This window comes from Halobacterium hubeiense (assembly GCF_001488575.1).
Taxonomy (GTDB): domain Archaea; phylum Halobacteriota; class Halobacteria; order Halobacteriales; family Halobacteriaceae; genus Halobacterium; species Halobacterium hubeiense.
Genome location: NZ_LN831302.1, coordinates 814,349 through 839,843, shown reverse-complemented (window position 1 = coordinate 839,843; position 25,495 = coordinate 814,349). Strand labels below are relative to the sequence as shown.

33 protein-coding genes are annotated in these 25,495 nt (G+C 69.3%); 21 read left to right on the top strand and 12 right to left on the bottom strand.

The genetic code is table 11. The features are described 5' to 3' along the window. Positions 1-38: 38 nt before the first annotated feature. Positions 39-335 carry a hypothetical protein gene (locus HHUB_RS04335; RefSeq protein WP_059056370.1) on the bottom strand — a complete coding sequence of 99 codons (297 nt, stop codon included), beginning with the start codon at positions 333-335 and terminating at the stop codon, positions 39-41. A 276-nt stretch (positions 336-611) separates the two neighbouring features. Between HHUB_RS04335 and HHUB_RS04330 the strand changes: the two genes are divergently transcribed. Further along, a complete protein-coding gene (locus HHUB_RS04330; protein WP_059056369.1) occupies positions 612-851 on the top strand; it encodes a hypothetical protein in 240 nt (79 codons plus the stop codon). Here the strand turns inward: HHUB_RS04330 and HHUB_RS04325 are convergent. Next, positions 848-1,471, bottom strand: a complete 624-nt coding sequence (locus HHUB_RS04325; protein ID WP_059056368.1) for a cyclase family protein — start codon at positions 1,469-1,471, stop codon at positions 848-850. The genes HHUB_RS04330 and HHUB_RS04325 overlap by 4 nt on opposite strands. 92 nt (positions 1,472-1,563) lie before the next feature. Here HHUB_RS04325 and HHUB_RS04320 point away from each other — a divergent pair, with 92 nt between their 5' ends. Further along, positions 1,564-1,866: a hypothetical protein gene (locus HHUB_RS04320; protein WP_059056367.1), complete on the top strand. Its 303-nt coding sequence runs from the start codon at positions 1,564-1,566 to the stop codon at positions 1,864-1,866. On the opposite strand, the gene HHUB_RS04315 is transcribed toward HHUB_RS04320, so the two are convergent. Both HHUB_RS04315 and HHUB_RS04310 read right to left on the bottom strand, forming a co-directional pair. Beyond that, on the bottom strand, positions 1,867-3,087 hold the full coding sequence (locus tag HHUB_RS04315) for a metal-dependent hydrolase family protein (RefSeq protein WP_059056366.1): 1,221 nt from the start codon (positions 3,085-3,087) through the stop codon (positions 1,867-1,869). A 42-nt stretch (positions 3,088-3,129) separates the two neighbouring features. Beyond that, complete coding sequence (locus HHUB_RS04310) at positions 3,130-3,834, bottom strand: DICT sensory domain-containing protein (protein ID WP_059056365.1); 705 nt, start codon at positions 3,832-3,834, stop codon at positions 3,130-3,132. Positions 3,835-3,935: 101 nt separating this feature from the next. Here HHUB_RS04310 and HHUB_RS04305 point away from each other — a divergent pair, with 101 nt between their 5' ends. From HHUB_RS04305 to yqeC, 5 genes are all read left to right on the top strand, one after another. Further along, positions 3,936-4,382, top strand: coding sequence for a universal stress protein (locus HHUB_RS04305; RefSeq protein WP_059056364.1), 447 nt, complete (start codon positions 3,936-3,938; stop codon positions 4,380-4,382). A 53-nt stretch (positions 4,383-4,435) separates the two neighbouring features. Then, positions 4,436-4,690: a hypothetical protein gene (locus HHUB_RS04300; protein WP_059056363.1), complete on the top strand. Its 255-nt coding sequence runs from the start codon at positions 4,436-4,438 to the stop codon at positions 4,688-4,690. Positions 4,691-4,725: 35 nt separating this feature from the next. Beyond that, on the top strand, positions 4,726-5,442 hold the full coding sequence (locus HHUB_RS04295; protein WP_059056362.1) for a GAF domain-containing protein: 717 nt from the start codon (positions 4,726-4,728) through the stop codon (positions 5,440-5,442). 80 nt (positions 5,443-5,522) lie between these two features. Next, positions 5,523-5,840, top strand: coding sequence for a helix-turn-helix transcriptional regulator (locus HHUB_RS04290; protein WP_059056361.1), 318 nt, complete (start codon positions 5,523-5,525; stop codon positions 5,838-5,840). Beyond that, positions 5,841-6,560, top strand: a complete 720-nt coding sequence (gene yqeC / locus HHUB_RS04285) for a selenium cofactor biosynthesis protein YqeC (RefSeq protein WP_059056360.1) — start codon at positions 5,841-5,843, stop codon at positions 6,558-6,560. It begins immediately after the preceding gene. A 47-nt stretch (positions 6,561-6,607) separates the two neighbouring features. Here yqeC and HHUB_RS16530 read toward each other — a convergent pair whose 3' ends face one another. The 3 genes from HHUB_RS16530 to mobA form a co-directional block, all read right to left on the bottom strand. Then, the gene (locus tag HHUB_RS16530) at positions 6,608-6,784 is read right to left on the bottom strand and encodes a hypothetical protein (RefSeq protein ID WP_157533977.1); all 177 of its coding nucleotides are present in this window, start codon (positions 6,782-6,784) and stop codon (positions 6,608-6,610) included. 268 nt (positions 6,785-7,052) lie between these two features. Next, the gene (locus HHUB_RS04280; protein WP_059056359.1) at positions 7,053-7,712 is read right to left on the bottom strand and encodes a helix-turn-helix domain-containing protein; all 660 of its coding nucleotides are present in this window, start codon (positions 7,710-7,712) and stop codon (positions 7,053-7,055) included. A gap of 105 nt (positions 7,713-7,817) precedes the next feature. Continuing rightward, positions 7,818-8,435: a molybdenum cofactor guanylyltransferase gene (mobA, locus tag HHUB_RS04275; RefSeq protein WP_059056358.1), complete on the bottom strand. Its 618-nt coding sequence runs from the start codon at positions 8,433-8,435 to the stop codon at positions 7,818-7,820. A gap of 78 nt (positions 8,436-8,513) precedes the next feature. Between mobA and HHUB_RS04270 the strand changes: the two genes are divergently transcribed. The 5 genes from HHUB_RS04270 (at position 8,514) to HHUB_RS17490 (ending at position 11,909) form a co-directional block, all read left to right on the top strand. Beyond that, positions 8,514-10,244 (top strand): aldehyde ferredoxin oxidoreductase family protein, encoded by a 1,731-nt coding sequence (locus HHUB_RS04270; protein ID WP_059056357.1) that lies wholly within the window; start codon positions 8,514-8,516, stop codon positions 10,242-10,244. Then, positions 10,241-10,933, top strand: coding sequence for a DUF7124 domain-containing protein (locus HHUB_RS04265; RefSeq protein WP_059056356.1), 693 nt, complete (start codon positions 10,241-10,243; stop codon positions 10,931-10,933). Before HHUB_RS04270 ends, HHUB_RS04265 begins: the two co-directional genes overlap by 4 nt. Positions 10,934-10,993: 60 nt before the next feature. Next, on the top strand, positions 10,994-11,257 hold the full coding sequence (locus HHUB_RS04260; protein WP_059056355.1) for a hypothetical protein: 264 nt from the start codon (positions 10,994-10,996) through the stop codon (positions 11,255-11,257). Between the two features lie 136 nt (positions 11,258-11,393). After that, positions 11,394-11,735, top strand: coding sequence for a hypothetical protein (locus tag HHUB_RS04255; RefSeq protein WP_059056354.1), 342 nt, complete (start codon positions 11,394-11,396; stop codon positions 11,733-11,735). A gap of 42 nt (positions 11,736-11,777) precedes the next feature. Further along, complete coding sequence (locus tag HHUB_RS17490; RefSeq protein ID WP_256943874.1) at positions 11,778-11,909, top strand: hypothetical protein; 132 nt, start codon at positions 11,778-11,780, stop codon at positions 11,907-11,909. A gap of 4 nt (positions 11,910-11,913) precedes the next feature. Here the strand turns inward: HHUB_RS17490 and HHUB_RS04250 are convergent, their stop codons facing one another. Together HHUB_RS04250 and HHUB_RS04245 are read right to left on the bottom strand one after the other, a co-directional pair. Then, positions 11,914-12,537 carry a TorD/DmsD family molecular chaperone gene (locus HHUB_RS04250; protein ID WP_059056353.1) on the bottom strand — a complete coding sequence of 208 codons (624 nt, stop codon included), beginning with the start codon at positions 12,535-12,537 and terminating at the stop codon, positions 11,914-11,916. A 2-nt stretch (positions 12,538-12,539) separates the two neighbouring features. Beyond that, the gene (locus HHUB_RS04245) at positions 12,540-14,636 is read right to left on the bottom strand and encodes a hydrogenase iron-sulfur subunit (protein WP_059056352.1); all 2,097 of its coding nucleotides are present in this window, start codon (positions 14,634-14,636) and stop codon (positions 12,540-12,542) included. Positions 14,637-14,807: 171 nt separating this feature from the next. On the opposite strand from HHUB_RS04245, the gene HHUB_RS04240 reads away from it, so the two are divergent. The 5 genes from HHUB_RS04240 (at position 14,808) to HHUB_RS04220 (ending at position 20,319) form a co-directional block, all read left to right on the top strand. Further along, positions 14,808-17,990, top strand: coding sequence for a molybdopterin oxidoreductase family protein (locus HHUB_RS04240; protein WP_059056351.1), 3,183 nt, complete (start codon positions 14,808-14,810; stop codon positions 17,988-17,990). A gap of 3 nt (positions 17,991-17,993) precedes the next feature. After that, on the top strand, positions 17,994-18,668 hold the full coding sequence (locus tag HHUB_RS04235) for a 4Fe-4S dicluster domain-containing protein (RefSeq protein WP_059056350.1): 675 nt from the start codon (positions 17,994-17,996) through the stop codon (positions 18,666-18,668). Beyond that, positions 18,668-19,060 carry a hypothetical protein gene (locus HHUB_RS04230; RefSeq protein ID WP_059056349.1) on the top strand — a complete coding sequence of 131 codons (393 nt, stop codon included), beginning with the start codon at positions 18,668-18,670 and terminating at the stop codon, positions 19,058-19,060. Before HHUB_RS04235 ends, HHUB_RS04230 begins: the two co-directional genes overlap by 1 nt. Beyond that, positions 19,057-20,067 (top strand): cytochrome b/b6 domain-containing protein, encoded by a 1,011-nt coding sequence (locus tag HHUB_RS04225; RefSeq protein WP_059056348.1) that lies wholly within the window; start codon positions 19,057-19,059, stop codon positions 20,065-20,067. The genes HHUB_RS04230 and HHUB_RS04225 overlap by 4 nt, the downstream gene beginning before the upstream one ends. A 69-nt stretch (positions 20,068-20,136) precedes the next feature. Next, the gene (locus HHUB_RS04220; protein ID WP_059056347.1) at positions 20,137-20,319 is read left to right on the top strand and encodes a hypothetical protein; all 183 of its coding nucleotides are present in this window, start codon (positions 20,137-20,139) and stop codon (positions 20,317-20,319) included. A gap of 33 nt (positions 20,320-20,352) precedes the next feature. Here HHUB_RS04220 and HHUB_RS04215 read toward each other — a convergent pair whose 3' ends face one another. Further along, positions 20,353-20,754 (bottom strand): hypothetical protein, encoded by a 402-nt coding sequence (locus tag HHUB_RS04215; RefSeq protein WP_059056346.1) that lies wholly within the window; start codon positions 20,752-20,754, stop codon positions 20,353-20,355. Positions 20,755-20,859: 105 nt separating this feature from the next. Here HHUB_RS04215 and HHUB_RS04210 point away from each other — a divergent pair, with 105 nt between their 5' ends. Beyond that, complete coding sequence (locus tag HHUB_RS04210; RefSeq protein ID WP_059056345.1) at positions 20,860-21,288, top strand: DUF7522 family protein; 429 nt, start codon at positions 20,860-20,862, stop codon at positions 21,286-21,288. On the opposite strand, the gene HHUB_RS04205 is transcribed toward HHUB_RS04210, so the two are convergent. Together HHUB_RS04205 and HHUB_RS04200 are read right to left on the bottom strand one after the other, a co-directional pair. Next, complete coding sequence (locus HHUB_RS04205; protein ID WP_059056344.1) at positions 21,285-21,923, bottom strand: RAD55 family ATPase; 639 nt, start codon at positions 21,921-21,923, stop codon at positions 21,285-21,287. The two genes, HHUB_RS04210 and HHUB_RS04205, sit on opposite strands and share 4 nt — an antisense overlap. A gap of 70 nt (positions 21,924-21,993) precedes the next feature. Then, complete coding sequence (locus HHUB_RS04200; protein ID WP_059056343.1) at positions 21,994-22,935, bottom strand: NAD-dependent epimerase/dehydratase family protein; 942 nt, start codon at positions 22,933-22,935, stop codon at positions 21,994-21,996. A 110-nt stretch (positions 22,936-23,045) separates the two neighbouring features. On the opposite strand from HHUB_RS04200, the gene fer reads away from it, so the two are divergent. The 3 genes from fer to HHUB_RS04185 all read left to right on the top strand — a co-directional run bounded on the left by fer (position 23,046) and on the right by HHUB_RS04185 (position 25,435). Next, positions 23,046-23,732, top strand: coding sequence for a ferredoxin Fer (gene fer / locus HHUB_RS04195; RefSeq protein ID WP_059056342.1), 687 nt, complete (start codon positions 23,046-23,048; stop codon positions 23,730-23,732). 53 nt (positions 23,733-23,785) lie between these two features. Beyond that, entirely contained in the window at positions 23,786-24,388 is a 603-nt protein-coding gene (locus HHUB_RS04190; RefSeq protein ID WP_059056341.1) for a tRNA (cytidine(56)-2'-O)-methyltransferase, read from the top strand. A 66-nt stretch (positions 24,389-24,454) separates the two neighbouring features. Further along, complete coding sequence (locus HHUB_RS04185) at positions 24,455-25,435, top strand: bile acid:sodium symporter family protein (RefSeq protein ID WP_179204584.1); 981 nt, start codon at positions 24,455-24,457, stop codon at positions 25,433-25,435. The last annotated feature ends 60 nt before the right edge of the window (positions 25,436-25,495 follow it).

The following is a 25,495-nucleotide window of genomic DNA, read 5'->3' as shown; positions in this document are numbered from 1 at the left end:
ACGCGGACGCACGGCGCTCGCGCCTAAAAGCCGGCCGGTTACTCGTAGTCGTGGCGGCGCCGCTGGACGGCGCTGAACAGCCTGATGACGCCGCCCAGCAGCGCGGTACAGGCGGCGAAGATGACGGTGAACCAGATGGCGATGGACAGCAGTATCTCGACGTTCGGGCCGCTGACGACGCGCCGCGCGAGCAGGCCGGCGGCGAGTGCGACGGCGTAGAACGCCGCGACTTTCAGCGGGAGGGCGTTCTGTTCGACGAACCGCCCGATACCCTCTGTCCCCGTGCCGGCCGTCGTCCCGTGGGCGCCGCGGTTGTCGGAGTCGTACCGAGACATCGCGTGTCGGGCGTCTGGGGCGTCGCTCGGAAGAAGACTGGGTCGAGTTGTGCGCGGGCGACCCGTTACAAGCTACAGTCGAACGGCCGGCGAGCGCGACCGGCGAGCGAACCGCCGCGTTGCGCCGGGCGAACGGCCGGCGTTGTCGGCGCTCACAGCGACCCGGCCGCGAGCTCGGCTACGGAGTGTGATAGGTCGGTTCGCGTAGCATCCGCGCTCGCGGTCGGCGGCCGCGCAAAGCGTGGGCTTTTGGTGGCCGCTCGCGAACCCTCGGGCATGGACGCGCCGATACCGACTGACGCCGACGACGCCGGCGGGAGCCGCCGGTACGCGCTCCTCGCCATCATCCCGTTCCTCCTGCTCGGCATCGCGGACGTCGTCCTGCTGCTCATCTGGGGGTTGAACCCGCTGTGGGGGTTCGTCATCCTCCCGCCCATCCTGTTCATCAGCGTGCTCGGCTGGATCGCGTTCAAGTCCGGGTTCGTGCAGGACCGCGGCACCGCCGAGCAGGCCTAGTCGGCGACCGCCCGCACGGGCGCGCCGTCCGCGTCCACGCGCAGCGGGAGAGCGCGAATCGTACACCGCTGCGGGAGCGCCGCGAGGTTCCGTAGATTCTCCACGATGAGTCGCTCGTCCCCGAGCAGCGCGTGGTGCGCTGGATACCCGGTGGGCTCGTCGTCGCCGGCGTTCTCGGACGGCGACGGGTCGACGCTCGGCGCGTCGAGGGCAACGTGACAGCCGCGGTCCGCACAGCGCGCCGCCGCCGCGGCCGTCAGGTAGGGGTGGTCGAAGTACCGCCGCTCCCCCCAGTGCCGGCTCCAGCCCGTGTGGAAGACGACGAGGTCGGCGTCGGTGTCCGGGACGCGGTCGGCGGGAATCGGGTCGCGCGCACCGAACTCCGTGCAGTCCACGACGCGCGCGTCGAACGCGAACGTCTCGACGTCGTACGCGCCGAGGGTCGCGCCGTCCGCGAGCAAGTGGGCGGGCGCGTCGACGTGCGTCCCGGAGTGCGTCGAGCACTCGATTTCGGCGGCCCGGTAGCCGTCCGCGTCGAGCGTCGCGTGCGGCGTCACCGCTGCCTGCGGGTCGCCGGGGTACGGCAGCCCGGAGCCGAGTTCGTGCGTGAGGTCCCACATGGGGACGGCTACCACCGCCTCCGGGTAAACGTTCGCGGTGCGGTCGCCCGACAGCAGTAAAGCATTAAGCCCGCACTCCGGAACTACCACGCATGGGACTGGTCGCCGGCGTGCTGTACGGCGCGCTCGGGGTCGCGCTCGTCGCCGCGGGGCTGGCGCTGCGCCGCCGCGAGTCGATGGACGGCGTGCCACTGTACGACCCCGAGACCGCAAGCGACCCCGCCGCGCTCGCGCGCCTGCTGGGGCTGGCGCTGGCCGTGTTCGGCCTCGTCACGCTCGCGTTCGGCGTCGCGGAGACGTTCGACCACGCCACCGAGGCTGTCGTCGGCGCGTACGCGCTCGTCGTCTTACTGGTCGCGCTCGTGACCGCGGTGCGGTCGCGGCGCTACGAGTAGCTACACGTCCAGCCGCCGGCCGTCCACGTACGTCGCCTCGACCCGCCGCACCGCCGAGATGTCCGCCAGCGGGTCGTCTTCCAGCACCGCGAAGTCCGCGCGAGCGCCCTCCGTCAGCGTCCCGACGTCGTCCCGCGGGAGCGTGCGCGCGGCGACCCGCGTCCCCGCCTGAAGCGCCTCCATCTCCGAGAACCCGATTTCGTCCACGAGCAACTCCATTTCGAGGGCGTTCTCGCCGTGGGGGACCAGCTCCGGCCCCATGAAGTCGGTGCCGGCGGCGATGGCGGCGTTGGCTTCGTGCGCGCGCTCGACGGCCTCGACGTGGGCGTCGTGGGCGTCGCGGGCTTTCTCCAGCGCCCACTCGGGGACGCCGTGGTCGCCGCCGCGCTCGGTGATGCGGTGCATGATAGAGAGCGTCGGGACGAACGTCCCGCCGCACTCCTTCAGGAGGCTGACGCAGTCGTCGTCCAGATAGAAGCCGTGCTCGATGGTGGTCGCGCCGTTCCGGAGCGCGGCCTCGATGCCCGCACTCCCCTGCGCGTGGGCGGCGACGGCGACGCCGGCGCGGTCGGCCTCGCGGGTCATCGCGGTGATTTCGTCGTCCGTGAACTGCCGGCGGTCGGGCGCGTCGCGCTCGCTCAACACGCCGCCAGTCGTCATGATTTTCAGGCAATCGACGCCGTCCCGGATTCGCTTGCGGGCTTCGCGGCGGCACTCGTCGGCGCCGTCCGCGAGCGTGGACAGCGGCGTGCCGTCCGCGACCCACTCGTGGGGGAGGCCGTGGATGTCGCCGTGGCCGCCGGTCTGTGAGATGGCGCGCCCGCTCGTGAACACGCGCGGCCCCGAAATCTCGCCGGCCGCGACCGCCTCGCGGAGGCCGACGCCGACGGTGCTGCCGAGGTCGCGGACGCTCGTGAACCCCGCGCGGGCCAGCGAGCGGAGGTCCTCGGTGGCGCGCGCGGCCGCCAGCGAGTCCGGAATGGTCGTCCAGTCGGCGACGTCCATCGAGCGCGCGCCCTGCAGGTGGACGTGCGCATCGACGAACCCCGGGACGACGGTGCGGTCCGGGAACTCGACGTGGTCGGTGTCGGGCGGTGCGTCCACGGACTCGCGCGGACCGACCGCGGCGACGGTGCCGTCGTCGTCGACGACGAGTCGGGCGTCCTCGACGGCGTCATCGCTGCGCCCGTCGACGAGTCGTGCGACGTCGAACACTCGCATGAGCGGGGGTTCGCACGCCACTGGGAAAGCGTTACCCTCCGGTCAGGCCGACCGCTGGGCGGCGCCGAGCGCGTCCAGCGCGTCGTCCACGAGACTCGTGTCGTACGTCCAGAAGCCGTAGAAGCCGTTCTCGCGCTCCTCGGCGAGCAGCGCGCACGCCTGCCGCGGGTCGTCGCCGCCGTCGAAGACCACGAACCACAGCGACGCGACGTCCGGAATCGCGCTGCCGTGGAAGGTCACGCCGTCGGGGACGCCGGTGGTGGCGTCCGGCAGCCCGTAGACGTGCACGTCGAGGCCCGTGCCGGCGAGGCGCTCGTAGGTCGGGCGTTCCGCCGCGAAGTTCGACAGCCGCTGGAAGCCCGCGTACAGCCGCCCCTCGCCGGTGCGCCACGCGCGGTCCTCGATTTCGCGGGACGCCTGCAGCATCTGCCGGTGGTTGTACGACGTGAACGTGGTGCGGTCGAGGTGCGAGAGCAGGCGGCCGTACGCCGCGCTCTCGCCGACGGACCGGAGGCTGCCGTCGGTCAGCGAGCGGAGCGCGTCGATGCCGACCGCGGTGAGGAACTCGCCGTCGTCGGACAGCACCGCGTGCTCGGGGTCGCTGCCGGCGTCGGCTTCCTCGATGGCGACGTTCTGGGACGCGAAGTACTCCCGGAGTTCGGGGACGACGCAGGTTCCCGGCTCCGTGTACACCGTGAGCGTCTTCTCGCGCCCCCGGACCGTCTCCAGCACCTCGCGGAGGCTCATACATCGACGGTCCCTCCCCTCGTACAAATGCGTTCGGCTGCCACGTGCCAACCGCGGGCCCGCCCCCGGCATTTAAGGTGAGTCGCCGACGGCGGTGGAACATGGACCGAGCAATCGCCGTCGTCGAAGCCTCCGACTCCGCGAAAGCCCTCGTCGAAGAAGCCGGCGAACTCGCTGCCGGGGTCGACGCGGAGCTGCTGTTGGTGCACGTGACCACCGACTCGGAGTACGCCGAGCGCCGGGAGTCGATGATGAGCGTCCCGAGCCTCGACGTGAACTACACCGTCGACGACGCGCTCGACGGCGCGGAGAAGTTCGCGAACGACGTCGGGCGGGACGTCCTCGAGGACGTGGACGTGGCGTACGAGCCGGTCGGCCGGCTCGGCGAGAAGGGCGACGAGGTGCTGGCGCTGGCCGAGGAGCGCGACGCCGACCACATCTTCCTCGCGGGCCGCAAGCGCTCGCCCGCCGGGAAGGCCATCTTCGGGGACGTCACCCAGCGCATCATCCTCGAGTTCGACGGCGCGGTCACCGTCGTCACGACGTGAGCGGAGTCCCGTTCGACGATAGTGTTATGTGGTAGCACGACCCATACTGAGGTATGCACGAGGCAGCGCCGGGCCGACCAGCGTGGAGCCGCCCAGCGGACGTCGCCATCCTGACGTTCCTCGCGGGCCACAGCGCCGAGTACCCCGCCATCGTCGCGAACCGCATCGGGATGCACGCCCCGCACGTCGAAGCCCGCTTCGAGGTGCTCGCCGAGCGCGACCTCGTCGAGCCGGTCACCGGGGAGGTCGTCTACCGCATCACCGAGCGCGGCCAGCGCGCGCTCGACGCCGGCGCCTTGCCAGAGTGAACGCTCATATACGTCCACGCGACGAACGACACAGTATGAACCACGAGTCCTACCTCCGGGCCGTGGACCTCCCGGAGTACGCCGACCGCGCGACCAACGCCGCCGAGCGCGGCGCCGCGCTCGTCGCCCGCCCGCCGCACGCGACCGTCGACGCCGACACCGTCGAGGACTGCTACGTCTACCCCGTGCCCGAACTCGGGCCGGACGGTTCGTGTGGCGTCGGCCTCGCGGAGGAGCCGTACAACCTCGCGCCCATCTGCGGGCTGGAGTACGAGCCCGAGCGCCTCCGCGACCACCCCAACACCGCGCGGCTAGTCGCGCTCGACGAGACGGTGCGGCGGCTCGCCGAGGAGACCAACCCCGACTGGCTCGGCGTCTACCGCCGCGCCACCAACCCCGACGGCGAGGAAGTGCTCGTTAAGGAAGCCTACGTCGGCGAGCACTCCCGCGCGGAGTTCCCGCTCACCGAGTCGTTCGCCGAGCGCTCGAACAACTCCACGGTCGGGCTCACGGGCGACGCCGTGCTCGTCGAGGACGTCGCAGACTACGACGGCCCCTACTACGAGTGCGACGACAGCGTCCAGAGCGAGTTCTGCTGTCCCATCCTCGCGGGCGACGACGTAGTGGGCATCATCGACGCCGAAGCCCACGAGCCGGAGTTCTTCACGGAGGAACGCGTGCTCACCATCGTCGGCGCGTGCGCCGCGCTCGCGGACTCGGACCTCCTCACGCCGCCGCGCGTCGAGGCCTGAGTCGGCGACTCGTGCCGGTTTCTGACGGCCGCGTGGCCACCGAACTTAATACGATACCGGACCTCCCTGCAACCAGACCCATGGACGACCTCACCGGCTTCCAGCGCGACCTCCTCGTCGTGACGGCGGGCCTCGAAGAGCCCAACGGGCTCGACATCAAGGAGGAGCTCGAACAGTACTACGAGTCGGACATCAACCACGGGCGGCTCTACCCGAACCTCGACACGCTCGTCGAGAAGGGCCTCATCGAGAAGGGGCAACGAGACGAGCGCACCAACGAGTACGGGGTCACGCCGCGCGGCGACCGCGAGCTGCGCGCGCGCCGCAAGTGGGAGAACCGCTACGTCCGTGACGCGGTGGCGGAACTCGACGACGACCACCTCCTGTTGGCCAACTGAATGGAGCTCGAAGACGCCGTCGACGCCGAGGGAGTCGTCTGCGCGGTCGGTGCGGGCGGGAAGAAGTCGCTTTTGTACGCGCTCGCCGACCGAATCGAGCGCGCCGTCGTGACGGCGACGGTCCGCATCCCGATTTTCGACGAGCACGTCGCCCGGGTCGTCGTCACGGACGACCCGTCCGCGGCCGTCCGCGAGAACGCCGAGTGGCCGCTGGGCGTGGTGCCCGAGCAGGAGCGCGAGGACCGCTACCGCGGCTACGAGCGCGAGCGAATCGCGGGCGTCGCCGACGCCGCCCCGAGCGCCGTCCTCGTGAAAGCCGACGGTGCGCGCACCCGCCGGCTGAAGGCGCCGGGCGAACACGAGCCACAGATTCCGGACTGCGCGGACGTCGTGGTGCCGATTGCGAGCGTGCGCGCGGTCGGCGAACCGCTCTCGGAGGCCGTCGCCCACCGGCCCGAGCGCGTCGCCGCCATCACGGACCTCTCGGTCGGCGACGAGATTCGCCCCGAGGACGTCGCACGCGTGCTCGCCCACCCCGAGGGCGGAATGCGAGACGTACCAGAGGGCGCGACCGTGATTCCGCTCGTGAACATGGCCGACGACGCCGCGCTCGTCCAGACCGCCACCGAAATCGCGGAGGGCGTCCACGAGCGCGCGGACGTCCCCCGCGTCGTCGTCACGTCGCTGAAGGCCGACGACCCCGTGAAGACCGTCGTCTAACGCCTTCGTTCGGCGAGCGGGTGAACCGACTGCTACGGACGGGTAGCCTAGGCTTCGATTATCGACTGGAACTCCACGTTCCCACAGGTACAGGTTCCGTCTTCGAGGCCGATGGGTCGGAGGCCGCCGTCACCGGTCACTTGCGCGGGGAAAATCGCACTACAGGCCGTACACTCCGCCACCGCTTGCGGTTCGCCGCCTTGACTCGGCTCGGTGCTACTCATTAGTGGGTGTAGTTGCCGAGACGCTGGAGACGAAGTCCCCCGTCGTGTATGTATCCGTACAACGCGAGCAAAGCCGCAGCTCCTCGGTTTCACCCGACGTGTACGTCACTCGCACGACCCTCGCGCCACCTCCGCCGCATTCTTGACATTCGACCATGGTTGGTTATCGAGAGCGACGAGTGCCCGCCCACCCGTCTCCCCGTACGCATCCTTCTCCGGCCAGTCCGGTGAGCGTTGATTTTGGCTATACAACGTGCTTTTTACCTGACTACTGGTTCGGCCGCTCGGGCTCCGAGAGCGTCTGTTCGAGCGTGTGCTTGATTCCGTGCCGGAGGCGGGAGGCGACGGCCTGCTGGGAGATGCCGAGTTCGTCGCCGATTTCTCCCATCGTCACCTCCCGGGGGGACTCGAAGTACCCGCGTTCGTAGGCGAGCGCCAGCGCTTCCTCCTGTTTGTCCGTGAGCGCGGCCGCCGCGTCCGCGTCCACGGGCGTCAGTTCGTGCAGGGCCGTCAGCGTAATCGGGATTCCCAGCTTTCGACAGCGAGCGTGGAAGGCGGCGATGTCGCTTCGCGTGTCCCCCCGGATGTCGAACGTCCACTGTCGGTTCGTGCCGGTCGCGTTGATGAGCGGGATGCCGGTCTCCGTCAGCACGCTCAGCAAGTCGTCGTACTCGAGCGACCACTCCACGCGCAGGAGGTACTCGTCCTCGACGGAGTCGACGAGTTGGATGCGGTTCACCCCCGGGTGTTCGGAGAACGCGGCCTCGACGTCCTCGATTTCCGTGCCGCGAACCCAGAAGTAGGGGATGACGACGTCCTGTGACGGAATCAATCGCTCCAGTTCGACCGTCACGTCCGGGAATTGCGCGAACACAGTGTCGAGGGGGAACTGGTCGGACGGAACGGTGACGGTAGCCTCCGTAGCCATCACTCCGACGACGGCGCGCTAGCTGTAAAAACTACTCATCGCGCAACATGTCGGGGGACCACGCTCCGCTCGCTCACCGATGCAGTCGGGACAGTTCTCGCAGCGCTACTGCGGGGCGAACCGCTCGGCCGCTTCCGCCACGGCCTCGCGCGTGTTGAGGTTCTCGAAGGATTCGAGGTCGCCAGCCGCCGCCACGTCTGCTTCGGGGACGGCGACCCAGTCCAGCGACTCCAGCGGCGCGAGAATCTTGCGGTCGCCGCGGTCGAGGGCGTCCGCGCAGGCCGCGGCCATCGCGTCCGCGCGGTAGACCGCCTGCGTCGTCTGGTACCAGCCGTCGTCCATCTCGGGGACGGCGGCGTCGCGGCCGGCGGCTCGGTCGAAGAGGAGGTCGACGACCGCTGGGTCCACGAACGGCATATCGCAGGCGACGACGAGCGCGTACTCGCCGCTGGCCTCTCGGAGGCCGGCAGCGATGCCCGCCATCGGGCCCTCGTCGGGTTCGGGGTCTTCAGCGACCCTGATGGGGTTCGGGTAGCCGTCGAGGGCGTCCCGGTGGGCGTCGCGCTGGTCGTCCCGGCAGTTCACGACTAGCTCGTCGGTGGCGTCGGCGAGGCGGTCGGCGACCCGGCGCAGCATCGGCGAGCCGGCGAGGTCGGCGAGCGCCTTGTCGCCGTCGCCGTACCGAGTCGAGCGGCCGCCCGCGAGCACGACTGCTGAGCGCACGCGGGAACGTCGGCGCGCCAACCGCTTGAACGCTCCGGAGCGACAACGCTTAACCCCGCGAAGCCGTTCCCTACGGGCATGGTCGGGGACCACGTGTTGCGCGTGCGGCTCGGCGAGGGGACCGTGTCGCGCGAGGAGATTCCGCCCGAGTGGCGACGCCGCTACGTCGGCGGGAAGGCGCTCGCCGCCCGGTACCTGCTCGCGGACACCGAGGCGGGCGTGGACCCGCTCGGCCCCGAGAATCTACTCGCGTTCGCGGTCGGCCCGCTGACCGGGCGCGCGCCCGGCGAACCACGGTTCGCGGTCGTGACGAAGTCCCCGCTCACGGACGCGTTCCTGGACTCGTACGCCGGCGGCGACTTCGCCGCGCGGCTCGCGGGCAGCCTCGACGACTGCCTGCTCGTCCTCGTCGAGGGCGAGCGCGACGAACCCGGCGTCCTCGTCGTCGAGGACGGCACCGCGCGCATCGAGGACGCCCCCGAACTCGCGGGCATGGACGCCGCCGAGACCGACGCCCAGTATCCGGACGCGGCGGTCGCGTGCGTCGGCCCCGCTGGCGAGCACGGCGTCCGGTTCGCGACGGTCGCGACGGACGGCGGCGACCACCACGCCGGCCGCGGCGGCGCGGGCACCGTGATGGGCGCGAAAGGCCTGAAGGCCGTCGTCGCGCGCGGCGACGCGCCGGAGACGCCGCCGGAACTGGACGCCGCCGACGAGGAGTTCGCGGACGCGGAGGTCGGGCGCTGGCAGGCGGCCAGCGAGACCCTCGAATCCGTGGACTTCGCGGACGAAGTGGGCGCGCTCCCCACGCGGGGATGGCAGTCCGGGACGTTCGACGGCGCCGACGGCGTCGGCATCGAAGCAGTCCGCGAAGCCAGCGTCGGGCGCGAGCGGCCGGGCGAGGCCGTCCCGGGCGGCTTCCGCGTGCCCGACGGCGACGGCGAGACGGTGCCGCGGGGCGCGGCGTCCATCACGCTGGGCGCCGGCCTCGGCATCAGCGACTTCGACGCGGTCGCCGAACTCGGCGGGCTCTGCGACCGCCTCGGCGTGGACGTCATCAGCGCCGGGAGCGCGGTCGCGTTCGCCGCCCGCGCGAGCGAGCGCGGCGCCCTCGACAGGGACGTCGACTTCGGCGACCCCGAGGGCGCGCGCCGGCTCATCCGCGAGGTCGCCACCCGCGAGACCGACCTCGGGGACGCGCTCGCGGACGGCGTCGTCGCGGCCGCCGACCGCCTCGGCTTCGACCAGATGATTCCCGCGGTGAAGGCGATGGAACTGCCGACCTACGACCCGCGGGCGGCGCCCGCGATGGCGCTGGCGTACGCGACCAGCGACCGCGGGGCGTGCCACCGGCGCGCTCGCCCCATCGAGGAGGCCGCCGTCGCCGCGGAGTCGTGGAGCGACGCGGACCGCGTGCGCGCGGTCGTCAGCGAGCAGAACGCCCGCAGCGCGCGCTGGTGTCTGGTCGCCGACGACTTCGCGGGCGAAGCCGCACCCGAGCAGGGCGCGCGCTGGCTGCGTGCAGTCGGCGTGGACGCCACCGCGGAGTCGCTCGCGGACCTCGGCGAGCGCGCGTGGAACCTCACGCGGCTGTTCAACGTCCGCGAGGGCCACGACCGCAACGACGACGCGCTCCCCGAGGCGATGACCGTGCCGCTACCGGACGGCCCCGCGGAAGGCGCGGCCATCGACCGGGAGCGGTTCGACGCGATGCTTGAGGCGTACTACGACGCCCGCGGCTGGGACAGTGAGGGCGTGCCGACGGAATCGACGCTCGAACGACTGGAGTTGACGGAGGCTACACAGTGACAGAACGAATCGACCTAGACGACGTCGAGGTGGAGACCGAGGAAGACGAGGGCAACGACGGCGACTGGCTGTGGCGCGACGACGCCTCTGCCGACATCGACGGCGACGTCGGCGAGACGGCCGCCGGCGAGAGCGCCAGCAGCGGCGGGTCGGCCACGGAGTCCGAGGAGCCGGCCGGCGACTCGCAGGGCGACCGCATCCCCCACGTCCCCTACGAGTCCTCGAACAGCCCCGCGGGCATCCCGAAAGACCACGGTGGCGCTGGCGGCGGCGCCGGGCCAGCGGAGGACCGCGCGGAAGCGCCCGAAGCGAGCGGCCCGCACGGCGGCGGCGTCGACGACATGGCGACCGCGTACACGTACGAGGCCATCCAGCGCCTCGACGACCCGCGCATCGCGCTCGCGGAGACCAACGAGTGGTCCGACTGGATTGGGCTGGTCGGCGACGTGCCGGCGCACGCCATCAACTCCTTCCTGCGCGAGCACCAGCTGGACATCGACTTCTTCAACGGCTCCGGGGACGGCCCCGCCGAGCGGCTCGCGGCCATCGGCGAGCACTCGATGTTCTACTCCGAGCGGATGGTCGTCGTCGGCACCGAGGGCGAGGAGTGGATTGCCGAGGACGCCGGGTGGGAGTTCGTGGACCTCGCGGACGCCGCCGAGAGCGCCGGCTGGGAACTCGACGACTGAACGGCAGCGCGACGTTCCGCGGGGGAATGATTTTTTACGCGAGAGCACTTCCACCGGGACATGAGTCTCAGAAACGCAATCGACCAGACCGGGTGGCTCCCCGTCGCGGTGCTGCTGGCCCTGCTGTGGACCGTCGTCACCGCGCTCAACGTCGTGAACCTCACGCAGGCGTACTCGGGCGTCACCGGCCCCTACGTCGGGCAGACGTTCGTCGGCGGCGCGCTCGGACTGCTCGTGCTGCTCGGGTTCGGCGCGGCCGTCGTCTACGTCTACGGCGAGGCCGGCGAGAACGAGCCCACGCCGGAGTCGTTCCCGCCGCAATGATGTACGAGTGCGCGCAGTGCGAGAACATGACCCGCATGCCGGGCTGTGAGACGAACGCGACGACCCGCGAGTGCCCGGTCTGCGAGGAAGTGACGACGTGGCAGGTCGCCTTCGAGGGCGAGGGGTTGAGCTTCTGATGCAGTTCGAAGCCAGCGACCGCCTCGTCGCGGCCGCCGACGAGTGGGCCGAGCGACGCATGACCGACCGCGAGGACGCCCTCGAGACGAAAGTCGAGCAGGCGCTGCTGGAGGTCGAACACCTCGTCTCCGGCGAGCAGGACGTCGAGTTCGACGTCGACGAGCGGACGATTACGTACGAGCCGACCGAGGAACTCGCGGCGTTCCTCGACCAGCAGGCCGAACGAGCGGGCACCGAGCCCGCGGCCGTGCTGTCGATGCACACCGACCTGTTCGCGACGGTGTTCCTCGACAACTACGACCAGGAGGAGCGTCCGCCGAACGCGCCGCCGGTCGAGTAGGCGACCGCAACGTTTTCTACGCCCCCGCCGCTACGCTACTGTATGGCACACAAGGAGTCCGGCTGGAAACCGAAGGGTCGCGCGATGCAGTACAAGGGCGAGGACGTCACGGACCACGCCGTCGCCCCCGGCGAAATCAACGACGCCGAGAAAGAACCCAGCGACGACGAGTAATCTTTTACGCGACGAGGTCGCGTTCGAACTCGACGAACCCACGCAGGACGTGGACCGCGGCGAGGTAGAACGGCTCGTCCGTGTTCTCGACGACGTCGTCTAGGTACGCGTCCAGCCACGTCGAGAAGTGCTCGTCGAGGAACACGCGCTCGAAGCCGACGGCTTCCTCCTCGCCGGCCTGCTGGCGGCGCAGGAGGTTCCGGACGAACAGCAGTTCGACGCCGACGTAGTCGGCCTCCTCGCTGACGTCCTCTGGGACCTTCCAGCCCGCGGCGCCGTAGCTGGCGTCCACTTCCGCGAGTCCCGAGGAGAGGAAGTCGGTGTCCTCGCGGTAGTACGTCTCGTGGGGCTGGACGGGCGGCCGCGGCCCGACGAACACGCGCGTGAACTCCTTTGCGAGCTCGTCGGTCACCTCGGCGGGGTCGCGGCCCTCGTTGGCTTCGACGAACTCGTGGAGGTACTCGAAGCCCGCATCGAGGTCGTCGTTGATGGAGTCGGCGGGCGTGTCGAGGCCGCCGTCGAGGAGCTGTTCGACGAACGCCTCCTCGGGGGTGTCGTAGAGTGCGTCGACGAGGTAGTCGACGAGTTCGAGTCGCGCGTCGTAGAGTGCCTGCTGGTCCAAGCTCATGGTTATCGGTCGTAGACGAGTTTCGCGCGGCAGTCGCTGCAGTACTCGAAGACGTCGCCGTCGGCGTCGGGCGCGATGCCCGCGACGACGTCCCCGACTTCGTCGCTGATCTTCTGTGCGGACGCCTCGCTCGTGAACGGCTTGCCGCAGCGGCGGCACTCCCGCATCTCGCCGTCCGCGACGGTCGTCCAGGCGTCCCCGTCGTTGTTCTCGGGGAGCAGGCCGAGTTCGAGGCCGCCGTCCACGCGGATGGCGTCCTCCATGCAGCCCTCCTCGCAGAGCCCGCAGTTCACGCAGCGCTCGTGGTCGAACTCCAGTCCGGCCTCCTCGCGGCGGAGCGCGTCCGTCGGGCAGAGGTTCGAACACGTCGGCGTGAACGTGCAGTCCTCGTTGACCTCGACGCGGCCGAACGACTCCAGCCCGCGGACGACGTCCCGCGGGTCGGTGTGCGGGACGATGGCGCGCACGCTCTCCAGCGCCCAGTCGTGGGTGTTGAACTCGGGGTTGGCGGTCGTCGGGTCCGCGACGCCGTCGGCCTCGTGGCCGGCGGGCACCGGCGACGGGTCGAGACCGAGTTCGACGAACCGGCTGACGTCCTCGACGAACGCCTCCGGCTCGCCGGGCTCGGGCGCGAAGAACGCGGTGCGCTTGCCGAGCCCGAGGTCCTCGGTCGCCTGATTCATGCGCGTGACGAGTTCGGCCTTCGGGTCCGGGCCGGAGTGCAGGCAGTCGCCGCCGCAGCCGACGATGGCGACGCCGTCCGCGCCCGCGGCGAGCGCGTGCAGGACGTGTGCTTCGCCGACGGTGTCCGCGCACGGCACCTCGACGGGGAGCAGGGGCGGGTACTCGATGCCGTCCCGCTGGCGGGCGCGGCGGCCGAAGTCGTCGAGCGCGCGGGCGGCGCGCTCGTCGCAGACGAACGCCACGACGCCGGTCTCGATGCCCTCCTCGGACGAGGAGAGCAGCCCGGAGTCGTCGGTCTCGACGAGCATCGACTCGACCTCGCGGGCGATGCGCTCGTTCGAGGGTTCGCGGGCGCGCACCGCGCCGGTCGGGCACGCGCTCGTGCACGCGCCACAACCCTCACACGCCACTTCGTCGAACTCCACGCTGTCGATGGTGGGGCGGGAGACGGCGCCGTGCGGGCAGGCGTCCGAACACGCGGTACAGCCCTGCTGGCTGGACCCGCCCGCCGCGCAGACGTCCATCTCCACGTCGAGGAACTGCGGCTTCTCGATGCCGCCGATGAGGTCCTGGACGGCCGCGACCGTCGCGGCGTCCACCGGCCCCGTGTAGAAGCCCATGCGGCCGCCGCGGGTCGCCCGGGATGCGTCCGGGTACACCACTTGGTCGGCCTCGATGGTGCGCTCCTCGGGGTGGATGGCGTCGGTCGGACAGCAGTCCACCCAGTCGCCGTCCGGCGCGCCCGGCAGCACGTCCACGGGCTTGCTCGTGACGTACTCGTCGGGCCCCTGCTTGACGCACTCCATGCAGTCGATGCAGTCCTCGGTGACGCCGGCCTGCACCTGAATCTCGAACTCGCCGTAGACGCCGTCGACGTCCGTGACGCGCCCGCGGGCGAGCGTGACGTCGCGGAGGTCGTAGTCGGCGTCCGCGAAGTCCCGGCCGTCCGCGAGCAGCGTGACGTCCGCGGAGTCCGACAGCGCTTCGGCGGCCTCGGGGTCGCCGACGACCACGACGTCGTCGCCGGCCTCCCGGGAGACGGACCGCGGCGGCGCCTCCTCGCGGAGGCCCGCGTACGCGGCGTTTATCTTCCGCGCGACGAGGTCGGTTGCGTCGGTCTCGTCGTGGACCCACGCGCCGCGCTCGCGGTGATTGACGAACGAGATTGCCTCGGGATGGAGCCCGGCGTCGTCGAGCACGGTTCGGTATCGTTGCTTGCAGTTGTCGCTCTCGGCTGTGACTATCAGGTGGTCGAGGTCGTACTCCTCGACGACGTGTCGCACCTTCGGTAAGCCCTCCGTACAGAGGTTCGCACCGCTGGCGACGACGTCGACGTCGCGGACGCCCTCGCGGACGCCTTCGAGGTCGAGGTCGACGGAACCACCGCAGCCACAGACGAACGCCCCGACGTTCATTCACTCGTCGTTACGCGCGACCACCGAAAGGGGTTGCGGCTGCCCCCCGCGAAGAACCAGCAGAGACCGCTTCCTTCCGGTAATCAGGACGACAGAATGCCGGACTCAGGCAGGAACACTAAAGTGGCTGCTCCACCATTAATCGTGTTACACGGTGACAGGCTCTAAACCATGAGTACACAACCGGTCTCTCTGGACCTAGACCGTCGGTCGTTCATGAAGGCGAGTGCCCTCGCAGGCGGCCTCGCCCTCGGCGGCGGGATAACCGGCCAGACGCTCGCTCAGGACGGCGAAAGCGGTGGCGCCGACGTCTCCGGCGACGACTCGACGCTCACCAAGACCATCTGTAACTTCTGCGCGGTCGGCTGCGGGTTCCGCGGAGAACGAGAAGGGGATGCTTTCGTCGGGCAGGAGCCCTGGGAGGAGAACCCGATTAACAACGGGTCGCTCTGCTCGAAGGGGGCTGCCATCTACGGCAGCGAACACTCCGAGCGACGTCTGAAACACCCGATGCGGAAAGAAAACGGCGAGTGGAAGAAAATCACGTGGGACGAGGCGTACTCCCACATTACCGAGGAGCTCGAGCGAATCTGGGACGAGTACGGCCGCGACTCCCTGATGTTCCTCGGGAGCGCCCACCACTGCAACGAGGAGGCGTACGCGTCGCGCAAGCTCGCCTCCTTCATGGGCACGAACAACATCGACCACCAGGCCCGTATCTGCCACTCCACGACCGTCACCGGTCTCGCGAACACGTGGGGGTACGGGGCGATGACGAACACGGTCAACGACTACCGGAACTTCGACCTCAACATCATCATCGGGCAGAACCCCGCGGAAGCCCACCCCATCGCGATGCAGCACATCCTCGAGGGGCAGGCCCGCGGCGGCACGGTCGTCTCCGTGGACCCCCGGTACACGAAGACGTCCGCTCACGCGGACGACTTCTACCGGCTGCGTCCCGGGACGGACGTCGCGCTGATGATGGGGCTGATGCGGTACCTCCGCGAGCAGGGCGAACTCGACGACGAGATGCTCGAGGAGCGCGTGCAGGGGTGGCCGGACGTCGAGGGCGAACTCGACGACTACGACCCCGAGACCGTCGAGGAGATCACGTGGATCAGCGCGGACCGCGTCCGCGAGCTCGGCGACCTCATCATCGAGAACAAGCCCAACGTCCAGATCGAGTGGGCGATGGGCGGCACCCAGCACAACAACGGCACGCAGAACATCCGCTCGTACGCGCTGACCAGCCTCGCCTCCGGGAGCGCCGCCCACTCGGGCGGCGGCCTGCAGGTGATGCGCGGCCACGCGAACGTGCAGGGTGCGACGGACCTCGGCGTCGCCAGCCACATCCTCCCCGGCTACTACGGCGTCTCCAGCCGCGGCTCGTGGGAGTACTGGGCGGACGTCTGGAACAAGACGCCGACCACCTCCGGCGACGTCAGCTTCGACGACCTCTACGAGAAGTTCGAGACGATGCCGCCCGAGCTGTACGAACAGCAGGGCGGCGACCCGGGCGCCTCCGCGGAGGACCGCTCGCTGATGTACCAGAACGGGCTCACCGTCGCCCGCTGGTTCGAAGCGGCGCTCCCGCAGGAGGACCGCCTCCTGGAGTCGCCCATCTACCAGGAGAACCCCGTGAAGGCGGCGTTCTTCTGGGGGCACTCCTCGAACTCCATCTCGGAGATGCCGCGGATGCGGCAGGCGATGGAGGCCCTCGACCTGCTCGTGGTCGTGGACCTGTTCCCGTCGCTCGCGTCCGTGCTGCCGGACCGCGACGACGGCGTCATCCTGCTGCCGGCGGCCAGCCAGTACGAGCACTACCGCTCGGTCACGAACTCCCACCGCGCGGTGCAGTGGAGCGAGCCCGTGCGGCCGCCGAGCCACGAGGCGAAGCCGGACATGCAGATCATGCAGGAGCTGGCCGACCGCCTCGGCTTCGGCGAGCACTTCGACTGGGGTTCGGGCCCCGAGATGTTCAACGGGAAGTCCACGTACGAGGAGGCGCTGCGCGAGATCAACCTCGGCGTGCGCACCATCGGCTACCAGCAGAGCCCCGAGCGGCTCCAGCAACACCGCGAGTACGACTACGCGTTCTCCGAGGAGGACACGAAGGCGCACGACACGGACCTCCCGGTAAGCGGCGAATACTGGAGTCTCCCGTGGCCGTGCTGGGGTGACGGCCACCCCGGCACGCCGATTCTGTGGACCGACGAAGTCGACCCCCGCGAGGGCGGCCAGGACTTCCGTTCCCGCTGGGGGACGGAGGCGCCGTCGCCCGAGGACTGGGCGTCGATGGACACGGACAAGGAGTACCCGCTCCAGGAGACCTACGACCAGGGCGGCGACGAAGCCCTGAACATGCTCCGGACGTCGTTCTCCCCTGACTGGCACGACGGCGAAATCGAGGGCGTCCCCGAGTATCCGGGCTTCGCGACGGCGCTCCCGGAGGACCTCAACAACCCCTCGGCACCGTCGCTCCCGTTCGAGTACGCGCTCAGCGAGGACCACTCGCCGTACGACGCGGCGGTGGCGCTCAACGAGCGCGAGGAGTTCGACTTCGACCTCGACTTCTGGGAGCAGTTCGACAACGCACAGCCCGACCCGCCGACGGGGCGCGGTCGCGCTCGCGCTGTCGCGTGGGAGTTCCTCGACCCGACGCCGGTCCACCGCGAACCCATCGAGAGCCCCGAACCGGGGCTGACCGAGGAGTGGCCGGCGAACGGCCAGCAGCACAACGTCTACCGGCTGGACCAGAACAACTCGGAGGTCCAGTCGCGGGCGATGAGCCGCATCGCCGACTCCGACGGCGCCATCGACACCATCCTGACGTCCGGCCGACAGGTCGAACACCAGGGCGGCGGCTCGGAGACGCGGTCGAACATCTTCACCGCGGACCTCCAGCCGCACATGTACGCGGAGATTCACCCGGACATGGCCGAGGAACTCGGCGTGGACGGCGGCGACCTCGTGGTCGTCGAGACGACGAACCGCGGCTCGGTGCTGGTGAAAGCCCGCGTGACGAATCGACCGAACGCCGAGGAGACGTTCCTCCCCTACCACTGGGGCGGCATCTTCCAGGGGGAGAACCTCCTCGAAGAGTACCCGGACGGGATGGCGCCGTTCGCCATCGGTGACAGCGTGAACTCCATCACGTCGCCGGGGTACGACGTCGAAACGCAGATGCAGGAGACGAAGGCCGCGATGGTTCGCGTCCGGAAAGCGACCCAGGACGTGGTCGACGAACTCAACATGGACGTCGACCTGTCGACGTTCTCGTTCCCCCAGGACGAGGCCAACATCGGTCGGCAGAAAGACTTCGACGTCCGGGAGAACAAGCCCGTTCAGTAACCAATGTCATCGAACCAACAATCACAACGTGAGGTCTTGAGCCAGGGGGTCATCAGCACCGGCGAAGGTGCCCGCATCTTCCCCGACGTCGAGGCCTGTATCGACTGCGGTGGCTGTGTCGTCGCGTGCAAGCGCACGTGGGACATCGGCCCGGAGGAACAGCGAATCAGCATCTCCACGATGTTCGAGGGCGAGCAGGCCGACGAAGGCTACAACGCCAACAGCTCGAAGGCCCTCGACGACGGCGCGTTCCCCGGCGAGACCGCCATCCCGATGCAGTGTTACCACTGCGAGAACGCGCCCTGCGTGTCGGTCTGTCCGACCGACGCGCTCCAGAAGAACGACGACGACTTCGTGCAGGTCAGCGAGGACCTCTGCGTCGGCTGCCAGTACTGCCTGTCGGCGTGTCCGTTCGGCGCCCCGCAGTTCCCCGACGAGGACGACGGCGGGAACGCGGTCGTCGGCACCGGCGGCATCATGGACAAGTGTACGATGTGCGAGGAGCGCCAGAACGTCGGGAAGGGCCCGGCGTGCGCCGAGGAGTGCGCGACCGACGCCATCCTCGTCGGCCAGCCCGGTCAGATCGCCGACGAGCTCGACAAGCGGGACCGCGACCCGTTCTTCAACGACGAGGCGATGGAGGTCATCTTCGGGGAGGACGCGGAGGTGTTCAACTGATGGCTCGCCGCGACGACGCACGCGGCATGTCGGAGGCGCTCGCCATCGCGGTCAGCGCCGTCGTCGGTATCGTCGTCGCAGTCGCCTCCGTCTGGTACGTCAACGGCTCCTTCGACGCGAGCTTCGAGACGCTGTACCGCGTCAACCCCACCGTCGAGGGCGGCGGCGTCGGCGCGGACTTCGTCGCCGGCAACACCGACCCGCTGCTTGACGCGCTCATCGTCGTCATCCACGCGGTCGACGTCCTGATGGGCGTGTTCATCCTCGCGCTCGTGTTCGTGCACTGGGGCGCGTTCCGGCGCCTCGGCGCGCGGATGCGCGACCACGACGAGCCCGCGGAGGTCGCCACGGACGGCGGCCGCGACGCCGACAGCGGAGGTGAGAGCGCGTGACGAACATGGACCACGGGAAGTTCACGCGCGTCACGACGTACTTCCACTCGCTGCTGGCGCTGGACGTCTTCCTGTTGTTCTTCACGGGCTACTCCGTGATGTTCAACGACGAACTCTGGTGGATGGTCGAGTTCATGGGCGGCAACGCCGGCGTGCTCGCGCTCCACCGCATCGCCGGCTTCGGCCTCATCGTGCTCACCGTCTTCTGGGTGACGCTGATGCTCATCGGGCCGGGACGGCGCAAGAACTTCAAGGCAGTCCTGCCGACGCCGACGGACGCAAAGGCGTTCATCCAGGACGTGCAGTTCGTCCTCGGGCGCGCCGACGAACGCCACCCGAACGCGCGCCAGTTCGCGGGCTACTCCTCTGACGAGGTCCCGCTGCTGTCGTACGTCGGGAAGGGCGTCGTCTGGATCTTCACCGTCGAGCTCGTCCTCCTGATGATTTCCGGGCTGCTCATCTGGAGCAAGGTCGGGCTCGCGCAGTTCTTCCAGACGAAGGCCGCCGCGACCGCGTTCGTCACCTTCCACGGCCTGCTCGGGGTCGTGATGGTGATGGGCATCATGTTCCACATCTTCGAGCACGGGTTCCACCCCGCGTTCTACCCCGTGGAGATGAAGGCGTTCGTGCCGAAGTCGATGATGCCCCACGAAGAACACGAGGACCACGAGGGCACGGGCATCGAGTTGCTCTCGCTGCGCCCCACGTGGAAGTGGGCGGTGAACGTCGCGGGCGCCGCCGTCGTCATCGGCATCGTGAGCGTGCTCGTCGGGAGCATCTTCGACTCCGGTTATCCGGTTCCCGCCGGCCTGACGGTCGGCGGCGGACCGACGAGCGTCCTGCTCACCATCGGCATCAACGTCGGGATGTTCGTGTTGCTGCTGGGCGTCGTGCTCTCGACGTACGGCAACGTCCTGCGCGCTCGCTACGAGCAGCAGGTCGCCAGCGACGAACACGACTCCGAGCCCGAGGCGGCCGCGGACGGCGGCCAGCCTCGCGACGAGTAACCACACCGCGGCTCCGTTTTTTCGGCGTCAGCCGGTTCGCTTAAGTCGCTCGTCGTGTTAGCTGATATCATGGCTGGTGTACTCGACCTCGTGTACGTCGCGCTCGCACTGCTCGTCGCCGTCGGCGGCGTGTTCACCGTCTGGTGGATCGGCCGCGACCTCGACGACGGCATCGACCCGACCTCGGACCTGATGCGCGCGCTCGGGGTGTCGGTGTTCCTCGTGGCGCTGGCGTGGCCGCTGGTCGCCTGAATCGCGCGGAAAACGAGTTTCTTCTCGCGGTCGCTACGCCGTCAGTAGCTCCGCGGACTCCTCGGAGAGCTCCACGGTGACGTCCTGTCGCGTCTGCTGGCTGATCTGGTCGATGTTCCGCGTGAGCACGTCGAGGATGTCCTCGGGCTCGGGGTAGACGAGCATGTTGCCGTCGTCGTCCTCCATCACGAGCTGGGTGTCCGCGAGGTTCACCTGGTCGTGGTCGAGGTTCGCGACGATGGCGGGGAGTTCCTCGGCGCCGCCGGGGTCGCCCTCCTCGACCATCGTGACGTACAGCGCGTCCAGTCCGATGAGGTCCTTGTACTCGCGGACGCGGCGCGCGATGGTCACCATGTCCTTCGTGACCGCAGTCTTCTCAGGGTTGCCGTGTTCGCCCTCGTAGCAGTGTTTGCACACCCGCAGTTCGATACGCATACTCCAGCGAAGGTGCGACGGCCGTTTGAACCTTCGGCTGTGCGGGCGATTTTCCGTCTCTCGACCGACGGAAGATTAACCATCCGTGGCGCCGAACGGTAGCGTATGCCCGCCGAATCGCTCGCGAGCTATCTGCGCGAGCTTGACGCCGGTGACCTCCGGTCGGCCGTCCACTACGAAGGCGACGACTTCGACACCGTCTACCAGCGCGAGGCCCTCTCGGAGGAGTACACCGAAGCGGAGTTCGAGGAAATCGCGAAGAACTTCGTACTGAAGGGGTTCGACGACCCGCTCGAACAGCCGGAGTTCGCGCGCTTCGGCCACCTCGACGCGACCGTCCGGTGGTTCCACGAGGTCGTCGTCGTCCAGGTGCCCCTCGACGAGTGGTCCGGCGTCATCGTCTCCTTCGACCGCGACACCATCGAGGACACGGGCCGACTCGTCGACGCGCTCCTGGAGTACGTCGAGGAGAACTTCGCCGACCACGGCGACGTCGCCGAGGCGGCCGACGACTTCGCCAGCGAGTTCGACTAGTAGGACACCCACTCGGTCGGCGACCCGTCGAGCCCGACCACGCGCAGTTCCCGGCCGTCTTCCTCGCTGCGCGTCTGAATCATGCCGTCGTACAGCGGCGCGAGCGTGTCGAAGCTCTCGCGGTTGCTGGTGTCGAGGACGCCGAGCCCGAGCCAGTCCAGCCGCTCGACGTGGCCGGCGAAGACGTGGAGGAACCGGTAGACGCGGCGCACGTCGGCGTACATCAGCATCGTCGAGATGGTGGAGATGTCGAAGCGGACGCGGTCGCAGTCGCGTTCGAGCCGCTGGAAGAGGCCGCCGAGCCGGATGCCCATGTCCGTGATGTCGCCGGGCGAGGAGACGTACTTCACGAGGTCCTGGTCGCGGACCGACTCGCCGCGCTGGCGCGTGACGCAGTCGACGATGCCGGCGCGGCCGCTCTTCACCTGCTCCCAGACGTGTGGCGCGCGCTTCCGGATGGTCTTCGTGCTGTCGTGCGTGCCGACGACGATACCGCCCTCGCCGCGCTCGCAGCCGTCGTCGACCAGCGAGAGCGCGAGCTCGCGTTTCCCCGTCAGCGGCGGTCCGCCGACGAGGAGGTTCGAACCCTCGGGGATTTCCTCGATTGGGAGGAACGCAGCGGCGTCGTAGCCCATTACGTCGTACTCTTTGCCGCTTCGCCATATGGTTTGTTCCCGAGAAGTAGTCCGAGTGACAGGAACGAGGTCAGGCGCGTTCCGCGCGCAGTTCCTCGACGAGCCCGCGGGCGGCCTCGCGGACGGCTTCGTCGCTGGACTGGCTGGGCTCCCAGCCGAGCGCCGAGAGCTTCTCGATGGAGAGGCGCATCTTCGGGACGTCGCCGGTCCAGCCGCGGTCGCCGCCGGTGTACTCGTAGTCGGGGTCGACGCCCAGTTCGTCGGCGACGATGTCCGCGATGCGGTTGACGGAGGTGGTGGTGCGCGTGCCGAGGTTGTAGACGTTGTAGTCGTCGTCGGCGTGCTCGACGACGTGGGTCATGGCGTCCACGCACTCCTCGACGTGCAGGTAGGACTTCTCCTGGCGGCCGTCGCCGAGGATTTCGAGGGTCTCGGGGTCTTCCAGTAGCTTCTCGATGAAGTCCGGGACGACGTTGCCGCGCTGGCGCGGCCCGACGATGTTCGCGAACCGGTACACCCACGACTGGACGCCGTAGGAGTTCGCGTACGTCGAAATCAGTCCCTCGTCGGCGAGCTTGCTCGCGCCGTACACCGAGATGGGTTCGAGGGGTGCGTAGTCCTCGGGCGTGGGCATCGGCGCCTCGCCGTACACCGTCGAGGACGAGGTGAACGCGAGCTTGTCGACGCCGACCTCCCGCATCCGTTCGAGGACGTTGTACGTCATCTCTGTGTTCTCCTCGAACAGCTGGCGGGGCTCGCCGTAGTTGGTGTCCGTGTACGCCGCGAAGTGGAAGACGACGTCCACGTCTTCGGTGATGACGGCCGCGACGTCGTCGGGGTCGCGGACGTCGCGCTTCGCGAACTCCACGCCGTCCGGGACGCGGTCCCGGGTGCCCTTCGAGAGGTTGTCCACCGCGAGCACGTCGTTGTCGGGCGCGAGCGCGGCGGCGAGGTGGGAGCCGACGAGCCCGGCCGCGCCCGTGACGACGACGCGCTTGCCTGTGAGGTCCATAGTAGGCGACACCCGTCGGGCCGGCAAGGGTTTTCCGATGCGCGCGACGGACTCCGGCAACGAGCGCGTCCGCGGAGAGACTTTTCAACGTGTGGCCCGTCCACTCGTGTATGGATTCTCCCTTCGACGTGCTGGGAGTCGACGAGGACGCCAGCGAGGGAGAAATCGAGCGGGCGTACCGCGAGCGCGTCAAGGAAGCCCACCCCGACCAGGGCGGGTCGGCGGCGGAGTTCCAGTTGGTGCGCGCGGCCTACGAGAACGTCACCAGCGAGGACGCCGACGACGGCACGGACATCGCCACGGAAGCCGGCTTCACGGAGGAGTCACCGAGAGACTACGGCGTCGACCCCGAACGCGACTTCCGGCCGTGGGAGGAGTCCCACGTCGAGTACCTGAACTACGCCGTGCTGGACGACTACGGCTGGTCGCTGGGCGACGACGACCTCTTCGAGCGCGCCGCCGACGCCGGCCTCGACCCCGTGAACCACGGCGAGTTCGACGTCGCGCCCGGCGAGTCACTCTTGGAGGCCGCCGAGGACCGCGGGTTCGCGTGGCCGTACGCCTGCCGGGGCGGCGCGTGCGCGAACTGCGCGGTCGTGGTCGTGGACGGCGACCTCTCCCAGCCGACCGACCACATCCTCTCCCCGGAGCTCGTCGACCGGGACATCCGGCTGTCCTGCAACGGCGTCCCCACCACCGAGGACCTCCAGGTCGTCTACAACGTCAAACACCTCCCCGAGCTGGAGGACCTCCGGCTGCCGCCGTACCCCTTCGAGCTGGCGCACGCCGACGACTGACGCGGACCGCGCGAGTCGAAACGCGTACCCCGGCGGGCCGACTCTGCGGACGTATGCAGGGATACCCCGAGGTCGCGGTGCTCCGGTACGGCCACCGGCCGGGCCGGGACGACCGGATGACCACGCACGTCGGCCTGACGGCGCGCGCGCTCGGCGCCGACCGGGTGCTGTTCCCGGACAACGCCACGCAGTCCGCCGAGACGGTCCGGGACATCACGGGCCGGTTCGGCGGCCCGTTCGACGTCGAACTCACGGAGGAGCTGAATGCGACCATCGAGGGCTGGGAGGGCGTCGTCGTTCACCTCACGATGTACGGCGAGCGCGTGCAGGACGTCGAGGCGGACGTGCGCGACGCTCACGTGGACCAGCCGGTGCTCGTGGTCGTCGGCGGCGAGAAGGTCCCGGGAGACGTGTACGAACACGCCGACTGGAACCTCGCGGTGACGAACCAGCCACACAGCGAGGTGGCGGGCCTCGCCGTCTTCCTCGACCGGCTGTTCGACGGCCGCGAGCTCGAACAGGAGTACGAGGACGCAGAGCGTCGCGTGGTTCCCGAAGAACTGGGGAAGCACGTCGTGGACGTTCGAGAATCGCGAAGCGATTCCCGTAGCCCGTCAGAAGCGCAGAGCGCTTCTGAGGACGTCGACGAGGAGTGACGGTGCGCGGACCGCAATACTGCCAGTAGGCGAAGCTTTCTGTCCCCGGACCGCCGCCGTGTGCGTATGAGTGTCAGTGACGGGATTTCGCGGGTGGCACGGGTCGCGAGCAAGTACTTCGTCGTCTGGGTGATTGCGGCGGCGGGCCTCGCGCTCGTCTATCCGAGCGCGTTCGTGCCCGTCCTCGACTACGTCAACCCCCTGCTGGGCATCATCATGCTCGGGATGGGGTTGACCCTCCAGCCCGCGGACTTCAAGCGCCTCGTCGAGCGCCCCGTGGACGTGGGCATCGGCGCGGTGACGCAGTGGCTCGTGATGCCGCTGGCGGCGTACGCGCTCTACCTCCTCTTCGACCTGCCGGACGCCATCGGCGTCGGCCTCATTCTCGTCGGCGCGGCGCCCGGCGGCACCGCCTCGAACGTGATGTCGTACCTCGGCCGCGGCGACGTCGCGCTGTCGGTCGCCATCACGACGGTGACGACGCTCGCGGCGCCAATCGTGATGCCCGCGTGGACGCTGTTCATCCTCGGGGAGTCTATCGACGTGACGTTCGCGGAGATGTTCACGAGCATCGTCCAAATCGTCATCATCCCGGTCGTGCTCGGCTTCGGGATTCGGTACGTCCTCGACCGCTACTCGCCGAAAGCCGCCGAAGTCGGCGTCGACGTCTTCCCCGTGATTAGCGTCGCCGCCATCGTCGCCATCGTCGCGGGCGTCGTCGGCGCGAACGTCGACAACATCCTCACCGCGGGCGCGCTCGTGCTCGCAGCCGTCGTCATCCACAACGGCATCGGGCTGGGCGCGGGCTACGGCGTCGGCCGGCTGTTCGGGATGTCCGAGGACCGCGTGCGGACGACCGCCTTCGAGGTCGGCCTCCAGAACAGCGGGCTCGCGGTCGCGCTCGCGACGTCGCTGTTCGAGCCCGCGGCCGCGCTCATCCCAGCGCTGTTCAGCGTCTGGCACAACGTCAGCGGCCCCGCGCTCGCCAGCTACTTCACGTGGCGCGACGACCAGACAGCCGACGCCGCGGCCGCGAGCGCGGACTGACGCGTCGCGGCGTCAGACGGGGGAGTGACAAGACTTAATGCCGGCGCGGACCCCGTTTTG